Origin of the sequence: Streptomyces albidoflavus (assembly GCF_000719955.1) — a bacterium.
GTDB classification, from domain to species: Bacteria; Actinomycetota; Actinomycetes; order Streptomycetales; family Streptomycetaceae; genus Streptomyces; species Streptomyces albidoflavus.
On record NZ_JOII01000044.1, the window covers coordinates 1 to 13847 of the forward strand.

A 13847-nucleotide genomic window follows, 5' to 3' on the forward strand; every position below is an offset into this window, starting at 1 on the left:
AGGGAAACGCCCGGTTACATTCCGAACCCGGAAGCTAAGCCTTACAGCGCCGATGGTACTGCAGGGGGGACCCTGTGGGAGAGTAGGACGCCGCCGAACAATCTTTGAGGACCTGTGGTCCCCAGCGTTCATGCTGGGGACCACAGGTCCTTTTTTGTTTTCCCGGAGCGCGCCGGAACACTGGTTGCGCGAGAATGACTTGCGGTACCGAAGACAGGAGTCACGGATGTCCACCAACTCTTCCGACGACCGGCCGGAGCGCGACCAGCGTCGGCAAGGAGGCGGCGACCGGGGCGGGTACCGCGGCGGGCCGCGTCGCGACAACGACCGCGCCGGCTCGGGCAGGCGCGACGACCGTGGCGGAGACCGGGGCGGCTTCCGACGCGACAACGACCGGCGCGACGATCGCCGGGACGGCGACCGCGGCGGGTTCCGCCGTGACGACCGACGTGGTGACGACCGCGGTGGCTTCCGCCGTGACAACGACCGTCGCGATGACCGCGGTGGAGACCGTGGTGGGTTCCGCCGGGATGACCGTGGTGGGCGTCCTCCGTTCCGGCGGGACGACCGTAACGACGGCCCGCGTCGTGACGACCGTGACCGTGGCGAGCGCGGCGGTTTCCGCCGTGACGACGCGATGACCGTGGCGGCGACCGGGGCGGTTTCCGGCGTGACAACGACCGCCGTGATGACCGTGGTGGGTTCCGTCGGGACGACCGGCGTGACGACCGTGGCGGCTTCCGTCGGGACGACCGTGGCCAGGACCGTGGTGGGTTCCGGCGCGATGACCGGGACGATCGTGGTGGGCGTCCTCCGTTCCGGCGGGACGACCGTAACGACGGCCCGCGTCGTGACGACCGTGACCGTGGCGAGCGCGGCGGTTTCCGCCGTGACGACTGGCGACCGCCCCGGCTTCCGCCGCGACGACCGTGGCGGCGACCGACGTGGTGACGACCGTGGCGGTTTCCGTCGTGACGACCGCCGCGACGGCGACCGCGGTGGCTTCCGTCGCGACGACCGCCGTGACGACCGTGGCGGCGACCGGCGTGGTGGCGGGTACCAGGGACGCGGTGACCGTGACGGCGGGCGCCCCGGCTTCCGGCGCGACGACCGGGACAACCGTGGCGGCTACCGGGGACGTGACGACGACCGTGAGCGCGAGCCGATCAAGCGGCTGCCGATTCCCGAGGACGTCACGGGCGAAGAGATCGACAAGGACGTGCGGCAGGAACTGCTGAGCCTGCCGAAGACCCTCGCCGACGATGTCGCCCGCAACCTCGTGATGGTCGCGCGCCTCATCGACGAGGACCCCGAGGAGGCTTACGCCTACTCCCGGATCGCTCTGCGGCTCGCCTCGCGCGTCGCCGCGGTGCGGGAAGCCGCAGGGTTCGCCGCGTACGCCAACCAGAAGTACTCCGAGGCGCTCGCCGAGTTCCGCGCTGCCCGCCGTATGACGGGCAGCGCCGACCTGTGGCCGGTCATGGCCGACTGCGAGCGTGGCATGGGCCGTCCCGAGCGGGCGCTGGCGATGGCCGGGGAGCCCGAGGTGCGCCGTCTCGACAAGGCGGGTCAGGTCGAGATGCGCCTGGTCGCCGCCGGCGCCCGGCGGGACATGGACCAGCTGGACGCCGCGATCGTGACGCTCCAGAGCCCCGAGCTGGCCTCCAACTCGGTGCAGCCGTGGACGGCCCGACTCCGTTACGCGTACGCGGACGCCCTGCTCGCCGCCGGCCGTGAGGACGAGGCGCGCGAGTGGTTCGCCAAGGCCGCCGAGTCCGACAAGGACGGCGCCACGGACGCCTCCGACCGGCTCGCGGAACTGGACGGCGTGGAGTTCGTGGACGCGCTCGACGACTCCGAGGAGATCGAGGAGACCGGGGCCACCGCCGACGCCGGTCCCGGTACCGCTGCCTCCGGCACCGACAGTGACCAGGCGTCCGAAGCCGAAGCCAAGAGCGCGGACGTCGAGACGGGCGAGTTCTCCAGCCCGGCCGAGGCCGGCGAACCGCGCGAGAACGGCTCTGAACAGGGCTGATCCTGCACGGGACAGATCGAGGAAAAATCGGACGGGCGGGAACTCCGGAAGGAGTCCCGCCCGTTCGGCATATACACAGTCTGTGACAGGACGGATGCGCACCGTCGGTAAGAGGTCGGATCGACAGTTAAGGGAGGAGGGTACGGAAGACGAGACCTGTGGCGGGTTTCGGGCCGAAGGAAGTGGACTTGCGAGGCATCATCACGCCCTGCCTGGCCAGGTCGCGGACCACTTCCTCCTGCACCGGATGCATCAGCACCGCTGTCCCCCCGTTGCGTTCCGCCTGCTCGACGGCGGCGGCGGTGTCGTGGATGTAGGCGATGTGCTGGGACGAGTCCGGGATCTGCCACAGGTGGTCGATGAGCGTGGAGTGCAGCACGGTCGCGTCGAGGGTGCGCCAGAGCTCCGGTCGGTCGCCGGGCACGGTCCGGTCGAGGAGGACCTGGTCCGGCCGGTCGATCAGATGGAAGCCGTCCCCGGCGAGGACGAACGCGGTGCCCTCGGCCGATGCCGTCGACAGGGCCTCCATGGCCGCCGCCAAGGGGCCCTCGACGCGACGGACGCGGAAGGATCCGGCCAGCGCCGAGAGCGCGGACACAGGGGAGAGGTGATGCAGAAGGCGGTGGATGGCGCGCACCTGAAGAGGGTGGCGTGCGGTGTCGACCAGCAGGACCAGTCCGTAGTCCCACGGGCTGGGGGACGGGTGCTCCGCACGGATACGCAGTGAGGTCGCCCAGCGGTGGTGGCCGTCGGCGATCAGTGCCTGGTGCCCAGCCAGGTCCACCTGGACGGCGGCGATCTCCATGGGGTCTGTGACCGACCACAGGCGGTGGCAGAAGCCGTCCTCCGTGGTCGTCGTGAGGAGGGGGGGAAGCTGGACGGTCCGGTCGATGACGTCTCCGGTACCGCTGGAGCCGGACTCGCTCCGGTAACTGAGCAGCAGGGGCTCCAGGTTGGCGGCGGTCGCCCGGAGGAGTGCCGCGCGTTCCTCGACGATGTGCGGCATGACGTCCTCGTGAGGGAGGACGACTCCCTCCGCCGGAGGCGACAGGAGGAGGCTGCCGATGACTCCGCGCTGGAGGAGTTCGCCCTTGCGCTGCTCGTAGACGTACAGGGCGGGCTTGTCGTCCTGGGCGAGGATGCCCGAGGCCAGCCATTGCGCGAGTGTGTCGGCGGCGCGACGGTCGGCGCCCTCGCGGGTGTCACCCTGCGGAAGGATCAGCCGGACGATGTTGTGGGGGTCGGCCGACTCCAGGTGGAGGAGACCGTCCGGGCGGACCACGACGTCGTACGGCGGAGAGGTCACCGCGGCAAGGCTGTCCACCCGGTCCAGGCAGTAGCGGGTGCCCTGGAAAGGTTCCAGGTGCAGTCCGTGGAGGGTGGGCCCGGCAGTGGTCATTGATGCATGTTATGCGCCTCGTCAGGATGCGCGATGATCGGGGGGAACCGAGGACGAAGGAGCACACGCGCGATGAGCGACACCCCCCGTACAGCACCACTGGGTGCCGCACGGCCCCTGAGTGAGCAGTACGACACGGCCCTCCTGGACCTCGACGGGGTGGTGTACGCGGGTGGCGACGCCATCGCCCACGCGGTCGACTCCCTGGCGGCGGCCAGGGAGGCCGGGATGAAGCTCGCCTACGTGACCAACAACGCCCTCCGCACCCCGGAGACGGTCGCCCAGCACCTCAGCGACCTGGGCATCCCGACCGAGGCCGGGGAGGTCATCAACTCCGCGCAGGCGGTGGCGCGCCTCATCGCCGAGCAGGTCCCGCAGGGCGCCCGGGTCCTGGTTGTCGGCGGGGAGGGGCTCCGGGTCGCCCTGCGCGAGCGCGGGCTGGTACCGGTCGAGTCGGCGGACGACGAGCCGGCGGCGGTCGCGCAGGGGTACGGGGGGCCGGACATGCCCTGGGGACGGTTGGCGGAGGCCGCGTACGCCGTCGCGCGGGGTGTGCCGTGGTTCGCCTCGAACACCGATCTGACCATCCCCAGTGGGCGGGGCATCGCCCCGGGCAACGGGGCCGCCGTCGAGGTCGTGAGGATCGCGACCGGTGCCACGCCGCAGGTGGCGGGCAAGCCGTTGCCGCCCATGCACCGCGAGACGGTGCTGCGGACGGGAGCGGACCGGCCGCTGGTCGTGGGGGACCGGCTGGACACGGACATCGAGGGCGCCTTCAACGGAGGCGTGGACTCGCTGCTGGTGCTGACCGGGGTCACCGGCCCGGCCGAGCTGCTCGCGGCCCCGCCGGAGCACCGGCCGACCTACGTCGACGCGGATCTGCGAGGACTGCTCACGGGGCAGCCGGCCGTGGAGGCGGACGGGCCGGGGTTCCGGTGTGGCGGTGTGTACGCGCGGGTCGCCGGGAGCGAACTCCTCGTCGAAGGGGACGGGGAACCCCTGGACGGGCTGAGGGCGCTCTGCGGGGCCGCCTGGAGTGCGGCGGGGGCCGGGCGCTTCGAGCTGGACACGGGGAAGGCGCTGGCGCGGCTGGCGTGGTGAGGTCCGGCGCGCCGGAGAGTGGTCGGTGCCGCGTCGTCCCGCTGGTCAGAGGAGTTTGCGGAGGGTCAGGAGGTCGCGGAAGCTCGCGTCGAGAGTGAGGCGGCGGGTGGCCCAGGCGTGGGCGAAGTTCAGTTCGCCGGCGACCAGGGCGACCAGGTCGTCGCTGGTCATGGTCAGCCGGATGGCCGCCTTCTGCCGATGGGTGTCGGAGCGGCTGGGGCCCGGGTGCGGTCCGGCCAGGGTGTCGGTCACCTCGATGCCGCCGGAGCGGAGCCGGCCCGCGAACGTGACGTCGAGGTCCTTGAGGTGGCAGCTCACCGAGCGGTCCAGGGCCGCGGCGGAGCGGACCTCGGCCGGGGCGGCCGCCAGCTGCTCGGAGAGCCTGTCCAGTGCCGCACGGCACTCTTGCGTCGTTGCCATCGCCGCTGACGTTACCGCAGGGTGACGCGGTAGCGTCGGGGCATGGACGACGGCACGGACGAGTACGGACCGCCGCAGGCCGGCGGCCCCGCCGGACAGGAAGCCGACCCGCCTGGCGAGGCCTCAGGCTCGCCCGGCGAGGCCCCCGGCGAGCCCGGGGACGAGGCGCCGGCGCCGGCCAATCCCGCGCCGCTGGGGCTGGTGCGGGAGGAGACCGGGGAGCCGCGGGTGGACGCGGCGCTGGGGCGGCTCGGCGACGTGGACCACCTCGCGACCGACGGTCACCTCACCGTGTACGAGGATGTACACCAGGGGCTGCGGGCGGCGCTGGACGCGCTCGACGCACCCCCGGGGCCCTCGGCGCCCCCGCCCGCCCGGCCTGACGGCTTCGCGGGCCGCGCCCACTGATTCCGTACGACCTCAGGAGCTGAACCGACCGTGGCAGGAGTGGCCCGTCGCCGCCTCGACGCCGAGCTGGTGCGCCGTAAACTCGCGCGTTCCCGTGAGCACGCCAGCCAGCTGATCGCTGCCGGGCGGGTGACCGTCGGGGGAGCCACCGCGACGAAGCCCGCCACCCAGGTCGCGACCTCGGCGGCGGTCGTGGTCGCCACCGACGAGCAGGACCCCGACTACGTGTCGCGGGGCGGGCACAAGCTGGCCGGGGCCCTGGAAGCGTTCGTGCCCCGCGGCCTCGCCGTGCGGGGGCGCCGGGCGCTGGACGCGGGGGCGTCCACCGGCGGGTTCACCGATGTGCTGCTGCGGGCGGGTGCCGCGCAGGTGGTGGCCGTGGACGTGGGGTACGGGCAGCTCGCCTGGTCGCTGCAGAGCGACGACCGGGTGGTGGTCAAGGACCGGACCAACGTGCGTGAGCTGACCCTGGACGCGATCGACGGGGAGCCGGTCGACCTGGTCGTCGGGGACCTGTCGTTCATCCCGCTCGGGCTCGTCCTGCCGGCCCTCGTCGCCTGCACCCGTCCCGACGCCGATCTCGTCCTGATGGTGAAGCCGCAGTTCGAGGTGGGTAGGGAGCGGCTGGGCAGTGGTGGCGTCGTGCGCAGCACCCAGTTGCGGGCGGAGGCGGTGCGTACCGTCGCCGGGCACGCCGCCGGGCTCGGGCTCGGGGTGCTCGGCGTGACCGCCAGCCCGTTGCCCGGTCCGTCCGGGAACGTCGAGTACTTTCTGTGGCTGCGGGCCGGGGCGCCCGCGCTCGATCCGGCAGATGTCGACCGCGCAGTGAGGGAGGGGCCGAGGTGACCGAGGAGGACACGGCGGGAAGAGGGGGCGCCGAAGAGCCGGCCGGGCCGGGCGGACCGGGGGCCGGGGAGGAACGCACGGTCTTCCTCCTCGCGCACACCGGCCGCCCGGCGGCGATCCGCAGCGCCGAGCTGGTGGTCCAGGGCCTGCTCCGGTCCGGCCTGGGCGTGCGCGTGCTGCGCGCGGAGGCGGCCGATCTGCCGCTGCCGCCCGAGGTGAGGCTCATCGACGAGGCGACGCCCGCGGCGCTGGACGGCTGCGAGCTGCTGATCGTGCTCGGCGGGGACGGGACCCTGCTGCGCGGCGCGGAGTTCGCCCGCGCCTCCGGAGTGCCCATGCTCGGCGTCAACCTCGGCCGGGTCGGCTTCCTCGCCGAGGCCGAGCGGGACGACCTCGACCGCGTGGTCGACCGGGTGGTGAGCCGTTCCTACGAGGTGGAGGAGCGGATGACGATCGACGTGGCCGTGCACAACAACGGCACCGTCGTCCACACCGACTGGGCGCTGAACGAGGCCGCCGTCCAGAAGGTGTCGCCCGAGCGCATCCTCGAAGTGGTCCTGGAGATCGACGGCCGTCCCGTCACCGGCTTCGGCTGCGACGGCATCGTCTGCGCCACCCCCACCGGTTCGACGGCGTACGCCTTCTCGGCCGGCGGACCGGTGGTGTGGCCGGAGGTCGAGGCGCTGCTGATGGTGCCGATCAGCGCCCACGCCCTGTTCGCCAAGCCGCTCGTGACGTCACCCGAATCGGTGCTTGCCGTCGAGGTGCAGCACAACACTCCGCACGGCGTGCTGTGGTGCGACGGCCGCCGCACGGTGGAGCTGCCGCCCGGCGCCCGGGTCGAGGTCCGGCGCGGGGCGGTCCCGGTGCGGCTGGCCAGGCTGCACCACGCCTCGTTCACCGACCGGCTGGTGGCGAAGTTCGCCCTTCCGGTGTCCGGCTGGCGGGGCGCGCCGCGCTGAGTCCGTCCCCCTCCAGGGGGCGCTCGCGGAGCCTTCGGGGGCGTTCCCGGAGGCTCGCGGGCGGGGGCGGCGTCGCACGGGGCCGCGGAAACCTCGTATGGTCGTGAGCGTGTTGGAGGAGATGCGGATACGGTCGCTCGGGGTCATCGACGACGCCGTCGTCGAGTTGTCGCCCGGGTTCACCGCCGTGACCGGCGAGACCGGCGCGGGCAAGACCATGGTCGTCACGAGTCTGGGGCTGCTGCTGGGAGGACGCGCCGACGCGGCGCTCGTCCGCATCGGCGCCAAGTCCGCGGTGGTCGAGGGGCGACTCGCGCTGCCCCCGGACGCGCCGGTGCTCACGCGGGCCGAGGAGGCCGGTGCCGAGCTGGACGACGGCACGTTGCTGATCAGCAGAACCGTCTCCGCCGAGGGGCGCTCGCGCGCCCACCTCGGCGGCCGGTCGGTGCCGGTCGGGCTGCTCGCCGAACTCGCCGACGAGCTGGTGGCGGTGCACGGCCAGACCGACCAGCAGGGCCTGCTGAAGCCGGGCCGTCAGCGCCAGGCGCTGGACCGGTACGCGGGCGAGGCGGTCTCCGTGCCACTGGCCGCGTACGGCGAGGCGTACCGGCGGCTGCGGAAGGTCGTGGCCGAGCTGGACGAGATCACCACGCGGGCCCGGGAACGGGCTCAGGAGGCGGACCTGCTGCGGTTCGGCCTGGAGGAGATCTCCGCGGTGGAGCCGCTCCCCGGCGAGGACGCCGAACTGGCCGCCGAGGCCGAACGGCTGGGCCACGCCGAAGCCCTGGCCGCCGCCGCGGCCACCGGGCACACCGCCCTGGCCGGCAACCCGGAGGACCTGGAGAGCGCCGACGCGAGCACCCTCGTCTCGGGGGCGCAGCGGGCTCTGGAGGCGGTACGGTCCCACGATCCGCGGCTCGCGGCCCTGGCCGACCGGCTCGGGGAGGTGGCGATCCTCCTCGGCGACGTCGCCGGGGAACTGGCCGGGTACGCCGACGACCTGGACGCCGACCCGCTCCGCCTCGCCGCCGTCGAGGAGCGCCGGGCCGCCCTCACCCAGCTGACCAGGAAGTACGGCGAGGACATCGACGCCGTCCTCGCCTGGGCCGAGCAGAGCGCCGCCCGCCTCGCCGAGCTGGACAACGACGACGACCGGATCACCGAACTGACCGCCGAGCGCGACGCGGTCCGGGCCGAACTGGGCGCGCTTGCCCAGCGGCTGACCCAGGCCCGCCGCGACTCCGCCCAGCGGTTCGCCGAGGACGTCACCACCGAACTGGCCTCGCTCGCCATGCCGCACGCCCGGGTCAGCTTCGACATCCGGGACACCGAGGTGGCCCCGGACGGCGACGGCATCGAGGTGGACGGCCGTTTCCTGGCCTACGGGCCGACCGGCGTGGACGAGGTCGAGCTGCTGCTCGCCCCGCACCCGGGTGCCCCGCCGAGGCCGATCGCCAAGGGTGCCTCCGGCGGTGAGCTGTCGCGGGTGATGCTCGCGGTCGAGGTGGTCTTCGCCGGGTCGGACCCGGTGCCCACCTACCTCTTCGACGAGGTCGACGCCGGGGTCGGCGGCAAGGCGGCGGTCGAGGTGGGGCGCAGGCTCGCCCGGCTCGCCCGGTCGGCGCAGGTCGTGGTCGTCACCCACCTGCCGCAGGTCGCGGCCTTCGCCGACCGGCAGTTGCTGGTGGAGAAGACCAACGACGGCTCGGTCACCCGCAGCGGCGTCAAGGTGCTGGAGGGCGAGGAGCGGGTCCGTGAACTCTCCCGGATGCTGGCCGGCCAGGAGGACTCGGAGTCGGCGCGGGCCCACGCGGAGGAACTGCTCGCGGCGGCGCACGGCGAGGGCCGGCTGTAGGCCCGGGGCGCGTCGTTCGCGTCGTACCCGGTTCGTGAGGGCCCGGACTTCCCACGGGGAGGTCCGGGCCCTTCGCCGTGCTGGACCGCCGGTGGGGCGCCGGGACAGACTCGGGCCATGGTGGAGCTGCGGGTCCTTGCCTCGGACGACGACTGGCCCGTGTGGCGGCAGGCCCGGCCGGCCGCGCTGAGCGAGGCCCCGCACGCCTTCGAGGCGCGTCTGGCGGACTGGCCCCACGGCGGGGAGGACCGGTGGCGGGCCCGCCTGACGATGCCCGGCGCCCACAACCTCGTCGCCGTGCGGGACGGCGGCACCGTCGGCATGGCCGCCGGGATGCCCGGCGCGGACGCCACCTACGAGCTGAGGTCGGTGTGGGTCAGCCCTCGCGTGCGGGGGCAGGGCGTGGGGGACCTGCTGACGGGGGCGGTCGAGGCGTGGGCCCGCCGGGCGGGAGCGCGGGCGCTGAGGCTGGCGGTGGTGCCGGGGAACGAGGCGGCGGTCGCCTTGTACCGGCGGCACGGGTTCGTCGCCTCGGGGAGCTGGGGGAGGTGCTGGGGGACGGGGTGAGCAGGGAGCGGGTGATGGTGAAGCGGTGGGGGTGAAGGGGGTTCGGGGTTTTCCTGCGGATGCGCGGTTGTTCGGGCATTCTTGCCGGACGCGCGGGATGTCGTCCGCAATGACCTCGCAAGGGTGAGTGATCCCGCTCTGTTCCGGTCGAGGCGCTGTGGTTCCGCCGGCCTGCCTCCGCCCTGTTCCACGAGGGCCCCGGGGTCGTACCCGGAGGCGGGTGCCATGCGGTGCGCGACGTGCCGCAGCAGGTGTCCCAGGGGGGATCGTGAAGAAGAAGATCACGCTCGGCAAGGGCGCGGGGATCGCGCTGGCGGCGTTCGTGGGCCTCGGTGTGCTCGGGGCGGTTGTCGGCGAGGAGGAGAAGGCGCCGGTTGCGGGCCCGGAGACGGTGGCGTCGCCGTCGCCCGAGGAGAAGGCGCCTGCCGTGGACGTGTCCGGCGAGGCCCAGGAGGAAAAGGCGTCGAAGGAGCCGCGGAAGGCCGTCGACGAGGCCGGGGAGCAGCAGCCGGAGGACGGGGAGCTGCCGGGCATGGTGGGGGAGAACCTGCAGTTCGCCCAGGACTCGGCGCAGGCGGCGGGGTTCTACGTGCTGGACGACCAGGACGCGTCGGGGCTCGGAAGGTTCCAGGTGATGGACCGGAACTGGACGGTGTGCTCGCAGGAACCCGGGCCCGGCACGTATCCGGTGGACACGAAGGTGACGTTCTACGCGGTCAAGACCGGCGAGAGCTGCTGAGCCCCGACGGGGCCCCGGCCGGGACCTCGGTGGATGCGCTGCGCGTTCCCCCGTGCGGGTGATCTCGGTGCGGCATGCTCGCGTCACCGCACTGTCCGGACGGGCCCCGTCCGGTCACCGGTGCCGGAACACCCGTACGGGCTGGCATTCTTGACGGGGTGTGGGACGCCAGGACCGCACGCGTCCCCCATCCGCCGAAGCGGGAGTACCGGCCACGTGAGCAGCCAGTCGTCAGCCCTCGGACAGCAGCCGCTGCGCACCGTCCAGGTGCTCGGCGGGGGCAGTGCGGGCAGCAGCGCGCATGTGCGGTCGCTCGCGGCGGGGCTGGCGGCGCGCGGGGTGCGGGTGGCGGTGTGCGCGCCGTCCGCCGTCGACCGGCTCCAGGACTTCGGGGCCGCCGGCGCCCACCACATCCCCGTCGCCCGCAGCAGCGACCCCGCGGCGCTGGCCTCGTTGCGCGGGGCGTGCGCCGACGCGGACCTGGTGCACGCGCACGGGCTGCACGCCGGTATGCGCGCCGCTCTCGCCCTCGGTGGGCTGCGGACCCCGCTCGTCGTCACCTGGCACACGCGGGCGTACGCCGAGGGAGCCCGGGCCCCGCTGCTGCGGCTGCTGGAGAAACGCGTGGCCAGGGCGGCCTCGGTGGTGCTGGCGCCCTCCTCGGACCTGGTGCTGAGGGCGCGCCGGAGAGGGGCGCGGGACGCCCGTTACGCGCCCACCGCGTTCCCCGCACCACCGGCCGGTCCGCGCCTGGCCCCGGCCGACGCGGAGGCGCGGCGGAACAAGACGCGGGCCGAACTGGGCGCGGTGGACCGGCCCCTGCTCGTGGCGGTCGGTTCCCTGGAGCGGCACCGGGGGTACGGCACCCTGCTCGACGCCGCGCGGCAGTGGGCCCGGGCCGAGACGCCGCCGCTCCTGGTGATCGCGGGGGAGGGGCCCGAGCGGAGCGGGCTCCAGGCGCGGGTCTGGGCGGAGGAACTGCCCGTACGCCTCCTCGGCCGGCGGGAGGATACCGCCGAGCTGATCGCCGCCGCCGACCTCGCGGTGCTGCCGAGCCGCTGGGAGGCGCGGTCGGTCCTGGCGCAGCAGGCCCTGGTGGCGGGGGTGCCGCTGGTCGCCAGCCGGGTCGGCGGCATCCCCGAACTGGTCGGCGACGGCGCGGCGCTGGTGCCGTACGGCGACCCCGGCGCCCTCGCCGCGACCGTGCTCCGGCTGCTCGACGACGCCCCCGGGCGGCGCGAGCTGGCCCGGCGGGGCCGGCGGCAGGCGGCGAGCTGGCCGACCGAGGACGCCACGGTCGCCCAGGTGCTGAGCGTCTACGACGAACTGACGTCCCCGCGTGCCGGCCTCTGAGCCCGGCCCGGGGGAGGCACGTGGACGCATCGTCTTCCTGAACGGCACGTCGAGCGCGGGGAAGTCGAGCATCGCCGGGGAGCTTCACCGTGCCGTCGCGGGGATGGCGGCGACCGGAACGACCTCGTCGTGGACCCCGTTCTGAGCACAGGGAGCGGGTGCGGGGCGATCGGACAGCCGGGCTGGCGGTCGGAAGCTCTCGTGCGTTCACGCTCACGGTGACGAGGATGTTGTGGTCGACAGCGGTGACCGGCGCCCGCAGGGGAGTGCCCGGGAGGTCGCGGCGTTGCTCCGTCTGCCTTGCGCGGACCCGGCCGCTTTCGCGCGGGTGAAGGCGGGCGGGACATGGGGGCGTGAACCTCGTCCCGCCCCCTCACCCCACGTGCCGTCGGGCGCGCAGGGCGAGGCTGAGGGCGAGGACGGTGTGGGGGTCGTCGAGGTCGGTGCCGAGGAGTTCGGCGATGCGGGCCAGGCGGTTGTAGAGGGTCTGGCGGTTGAGGTGGAGTTCGCGGGCGGTCTCCGCCTTGCGGCCCGCGTGGGCCAGGTAGGCGGTGAGGGTCGGCAGCAGCGGCGGCTTGGCCCGGCGGTCGTGGTCGAGGAGCGGGCCGAGGGCGCGGTCCACGAAGGCCCCCAGGTCGGGGTGGTCGCGCAGCCGCCACAGCAGGAGGTCGATGTCGAGGCGCCGGGCGTCGTACCAGGGCTGGTCCGGCAGTCCCTGCGCCGCCGTCGCCGTCTGCGCCGCGTGCCGCAGCCCGGCCGCCACGGCGGCCCAGCCCCCCGCCCCGCCCACCACCACGACGGGGCCCCGGCGCCCCGCAGCGCCCTCGGCCGGGGAGGCGGCGAGGCCGGTGCGCTCCAGCCCGGCCCGCAGCGCGGCGGCGACGCGGCCCGCCACGGCGGTGCGTTCGGCCTCGGCGCGCAGCCCGGCCAGGACCGGCACCCGCCCTTCGACGGGACGTACGCCGAGCAGCGCGGGCACGCCCACGGCGGCGAGTTCCTCGGCGACGGCCCGGACCAGGACCGCCCAGCCGCCGCCCGGGGTGAGCCCCTCCGGGGGGTCGGCGAGCCGCATCACCACCGGCAGCATCGGCCCCTCGCCCGGCCGGAACCCCAGGACCCGGGCCTGCGCGGGCGCGTCCTCGGGCGCGATCCGGCCCTCGGCCAGGTCGTGGAGGAAGTCCCCGCGTCCCCGAGCGGCCAGTTCCTCCTCCTGCCGGGCCTGCATGAGGACGACCGCGAGGATGCCGGAGGCCCGTTCCGCGGCGAGCCGGTGGACCGGCAGCAGCCGGCCGGTCACCGGCAGGAGGACGAGCCGGGCACGGACCGAGCCGGTCGCCCCCGGCGCCGTCGACCCTCCCGGTACGTCCACCACGACCGCGCCCGACGGGGTCCGGTCCCGGTCGGCGGTACGGCCGGACCGCAGCCCTTCCCAGACGTGGAGCGGGTCCGGCCCGTTGTCGCCGGGCGGGGCCGCCGCGTACAGGAGGCGCCCGTCGGCGGTCTCCAGGAAGACCGGTTCGGCGGCGAACTCGGCGAGGGTGCGCAGCACCCGGGGGACGCCGCCGCCGTCCAGCAGGGCGCGGGTACAGCGCCGGTCGACCTCCTCGGCCTGCCGGAGCAGGGCGTAGTGGCTGTTGACCAGCTCCGTGTGGACCTGCTCGGTGACGGTCACGAAGGGCACCTCCCGGTGGAGCTGCACCAGCGGCAGCCCGGCCGCCCGGGCGGTGTCGACCAGGGCGGCGGGCAGCTGCGGGAACCGGGGTCCCAGCTCGACCACGAGGGCGGCGATGCCCCGCTCGGCCAGTTTGCGGACGAAGGCCCGCTGGTCGGCGGGGCGGGCCCCGATGCCCAGGCCCGTGGTGAGCAGCAGTTCGCCGCCCTTGAGGAGCGCGGGCAGGTTCGGAGCCTCGCCGGCGTGCACCCACCGCACCGGCCGGTCGAGCTGCTCCTCGCCGGTCAGCACCTCGGGGAGGCCGCCGCGCAGCCCCGGCAGTTCCAGCGCTCGGCGCACGGTGATTCCGCCCTGGTTCTCCATGGATGCGGACGCTACTGCCCGCCGGGCCTGAATGGGGCCCCGCCCCTCCCCGGACGGCACTCCGGCGTCCCGTAACTCCGGCTCCGGGGAGGGCGGTCAGGGTGCCGGACAGCCGTGGTCGCGCGGG

At 74.4% G+C, this 13847-nt stretch carries 13 protein-coding genes, 1 rRNA gene and 1 pseudogene; 12 read left to right on the top strand and 3 right to left on the bottom strand.

Annotated features, from left to right (window positions below; translation table 11 throughout):
• The 3 genes from rrf to IF45_RS0128475 form a co-directional block, all read left to right on the top strand.
• Window positions 1-99: ribosomal RNA gene (gene rrf, locus IF45_RS31990) — 5S ribosomal RNA — on the top strand; the annotation flags it as partial.
• 257 nt (window positions 100-356) lie between these two features.
• Window positions 357-641 (top strand): hypothetical protein, encoded by a 285-nt coding sequence (locus tag IF45_RS34140; protein ID WP_169749603.1) that lies wholly within the window; start codon window positions 357-359, stop codon window positions 639-641.
• Window positions 642-1219: 578 nt separating this feature from the next.
• The gene (locus tag IF45_RS0128475; protein WP_030310386.1) at window positions 1220-2035 is read left to right on the top strand and encodes a tetratricopeptide repeat protein; all 816 of its coding nucleotides are present in this window, start codon (window positions 1220-1222) and stop codon (window positions 2033-2035) included.
• A 127-nt stretch (window positions 2036-2162) separates the two neighbouring features.
• Here IF45_RS0128475 and IF45_RS0128480 read toward each other — a convergent pair whose 3' ends face one another.
• The gene (locus IF45_RS0128480; protein WP_030310388.1) at window positions 2163-3434 is read right to left on the bottom strand and encodes a DUF1015 family protein; all 1272 of its coding nucleotides are present in this window, start codon (window positions 3432-3434) and stop codon (window positions 2163-2165) included.
• A 72-nt stretch (window positions 3435-3506) separates the two neighbouring features.
• On the opposite strand from IF45_RS0128480, the gene IF45_RS0128485 reads away from it, so the two are divergent.
• Window positions 3507-4535: an HAD-IIA family hydrolase gene (locus IF45_RS0128485; RefSeq protein WP_030310390.1), complete on the top strand. Its 1029-nt coding sequence runs from the start codon at window positions 3507-3509 to the stop codon at window positions 4533-4535.
• 45 nt (window positions 4536-4580) lie between these two features.
• On the opposite strand, the gene IF45_RS0128490 is transcribed toward IF45_RS0128485, so the two are convergent.
• The gene (locus tag IF45_RS0128490; RefSeq protein WP_030310392.1) at window positions 4581-4955 is read right to left on the bottom strand and encodes a sterol-binding protein; all 375 of its coding nucleotides are present in this window, start codon (window positions 4953-4955) and stop codon (window positions 4581-4583) included.
• 42 nt (window positions 4956-4997) lie between these two features.
• Here IF45_RS0128490 and IF45_RS0128495 point away from each other — a divergent pair, with 42 nt between their 5' ends.
• The 8 genes and pseudogenes from IF45_RS0128495 to IF45_RS34495 all read left to right on the top strand — a co-directional run bounded on the left by IF45_RS0128495 (window position 4998) and on the right by IF45_RS34495 (window position 11830).
• Window positions 4998-5363, top strand: coding sequence for a hypothetical protein (locus IF45_RS0128495; protein WP_008416472.1), 366 nt, complete (start codon window positions 4998-5000; stop codon window positions 5361-5363).
• 30 nt (window positions 5364-5393) lie between these two features.
• Complete coding sequence (locus tag IF45_RS0128500) at window positions 5394-6209, top strand: TlyA family RNA methyltransferase (protein WP_003947347.1); 816 nt, start codon at window positions 5394-5396, stop codon at window positions 6207-6209.
• Complete coding sequence (locus IF45_RS0128505) at window positions 6206-7171, top strand: NAD kinase (RefSeq protein WP_003947346.1); 966 nt, start codon at window positions 6206-6208, stop codon at window positions 7169-7171. Before IF45_RS0128500 ends, IF45_RS0128505 begins: the two co-directional genes overlap by 4 nt.
• A 97-nt stretch (window positions 7172-7268) precedes the next feature.
• A complete protein-coding gene (gene recN, locus IF45_RS0128510) occupies window positions 7269-9026 on the top strand; it encodes a DNA repair protein RecN (protein ID WP_010636851.1) in 1758 nt (585 codons plus the stop codon).
• 117 nt (window positions 9027-9143) lie between these two features.
• Window positions 9144-9628, top strand: a pseudogene (locus IF45_RS31690) (GNAT family N-acetyltransferase).
• Between the two features lie 233 nt (window positions 9629-9861).
• Window positions 9862-10332: a PASTA domain-containing protein gene (locus IF45_RS0128520; protein WP_008416481.1), complete on the top strand. Its 471-nt coding sequence runs from the start codon at window positions 9862-9864 to the stop codon at window positions 10330-10332.
• Between the two features lie 216 nt (window positions 10333-10548).
• The gene (locus IF45_RS0128525; protein WP_239694183.1) at window positions 10549-11685 is read left to right on the top strand and encodes a glycosyltransferase family 4 protein; all 1137 of its coding nucleotides are present in this window, start codon (window positions 10549-10551) and stop codon (window positions 11683-11685) included.
• Window positions 11672-11830, top strand: a complete 159-nt coding sequence (locus IF45_RS34495; protein WP_370443977.1) for a phosphotransferase-like protein — start codon at window positions 11672-11674, stop codon at window positions 11828-11830. Before IF45_RS0128525 ends, IF45_RS34495 begins: the two co-directional genes overlap by 14 nt.
• A 228-nt stretch (window positions 11831-12058) precedes the next feature.
• Here the strand turns inward: IF45_RS34495 and IF45_RS0128530 are convergent, their stop codons facing one another.
• Window positions 12059-13720 (bottom strand): PucR family transcriptional regulator, encoded by a 1662-nt coding sequence (locus IF45_RS0128530; protein ID WP_030310396.1) that lies wholly within the window; start codon window positions 13718-13720, stop codon window positions 12059-12061.
• Window positions 13721-13847: the final 127 nt, after the last annotated feature.

Excerpts from the sequence above, each read along its gene's own strand:
- IF45_RS0128480 (WP_030310388.1), bottom strand. The coding sequence starts at position 3,434 with ATGACCACTGCCGGGCCCACCCTCCACGGACTGCACCTGGAACCTTTC.
- IF45_RS0128485 (WP_030310390.1), top strand. The coding sequence starts at position 3,507 with ATGAGCGACACCCCCCGTACAGCACCACTGGGTGCCGCACGGCCCCTG.
- IF45_RS0128490 (WP_030310392.1), bottom strand. The coding sequence starts at position 4,955 with ATGGCAACGACGCAAGAGTGCCGTGCGGCACTGGACAGGCTCTCCGAG.
- IF45_RS0128495 (WP_008416472.1), top strand. The coding sequence starts at position 4,998 with ATGGACGACGGCACGGACGAGTACGGACCGCCGCAGGCCGGCGGCCCC.
- recN (WP_010636851.1), top strand. The coding sequence starts at position 7,269 with ATGGTCGTGAGCGTGTTGGAGGAGATGCGGATACGGTCGCTCGGGGTC.
- IF45_RS0128530 (WP_030310396.1), bottom strand. The coding sequence starts at position 13,720 with ATGGAGAACCAGGGCGGAATCACCGTGCGCCGAGCGCTGGAACTGCCG.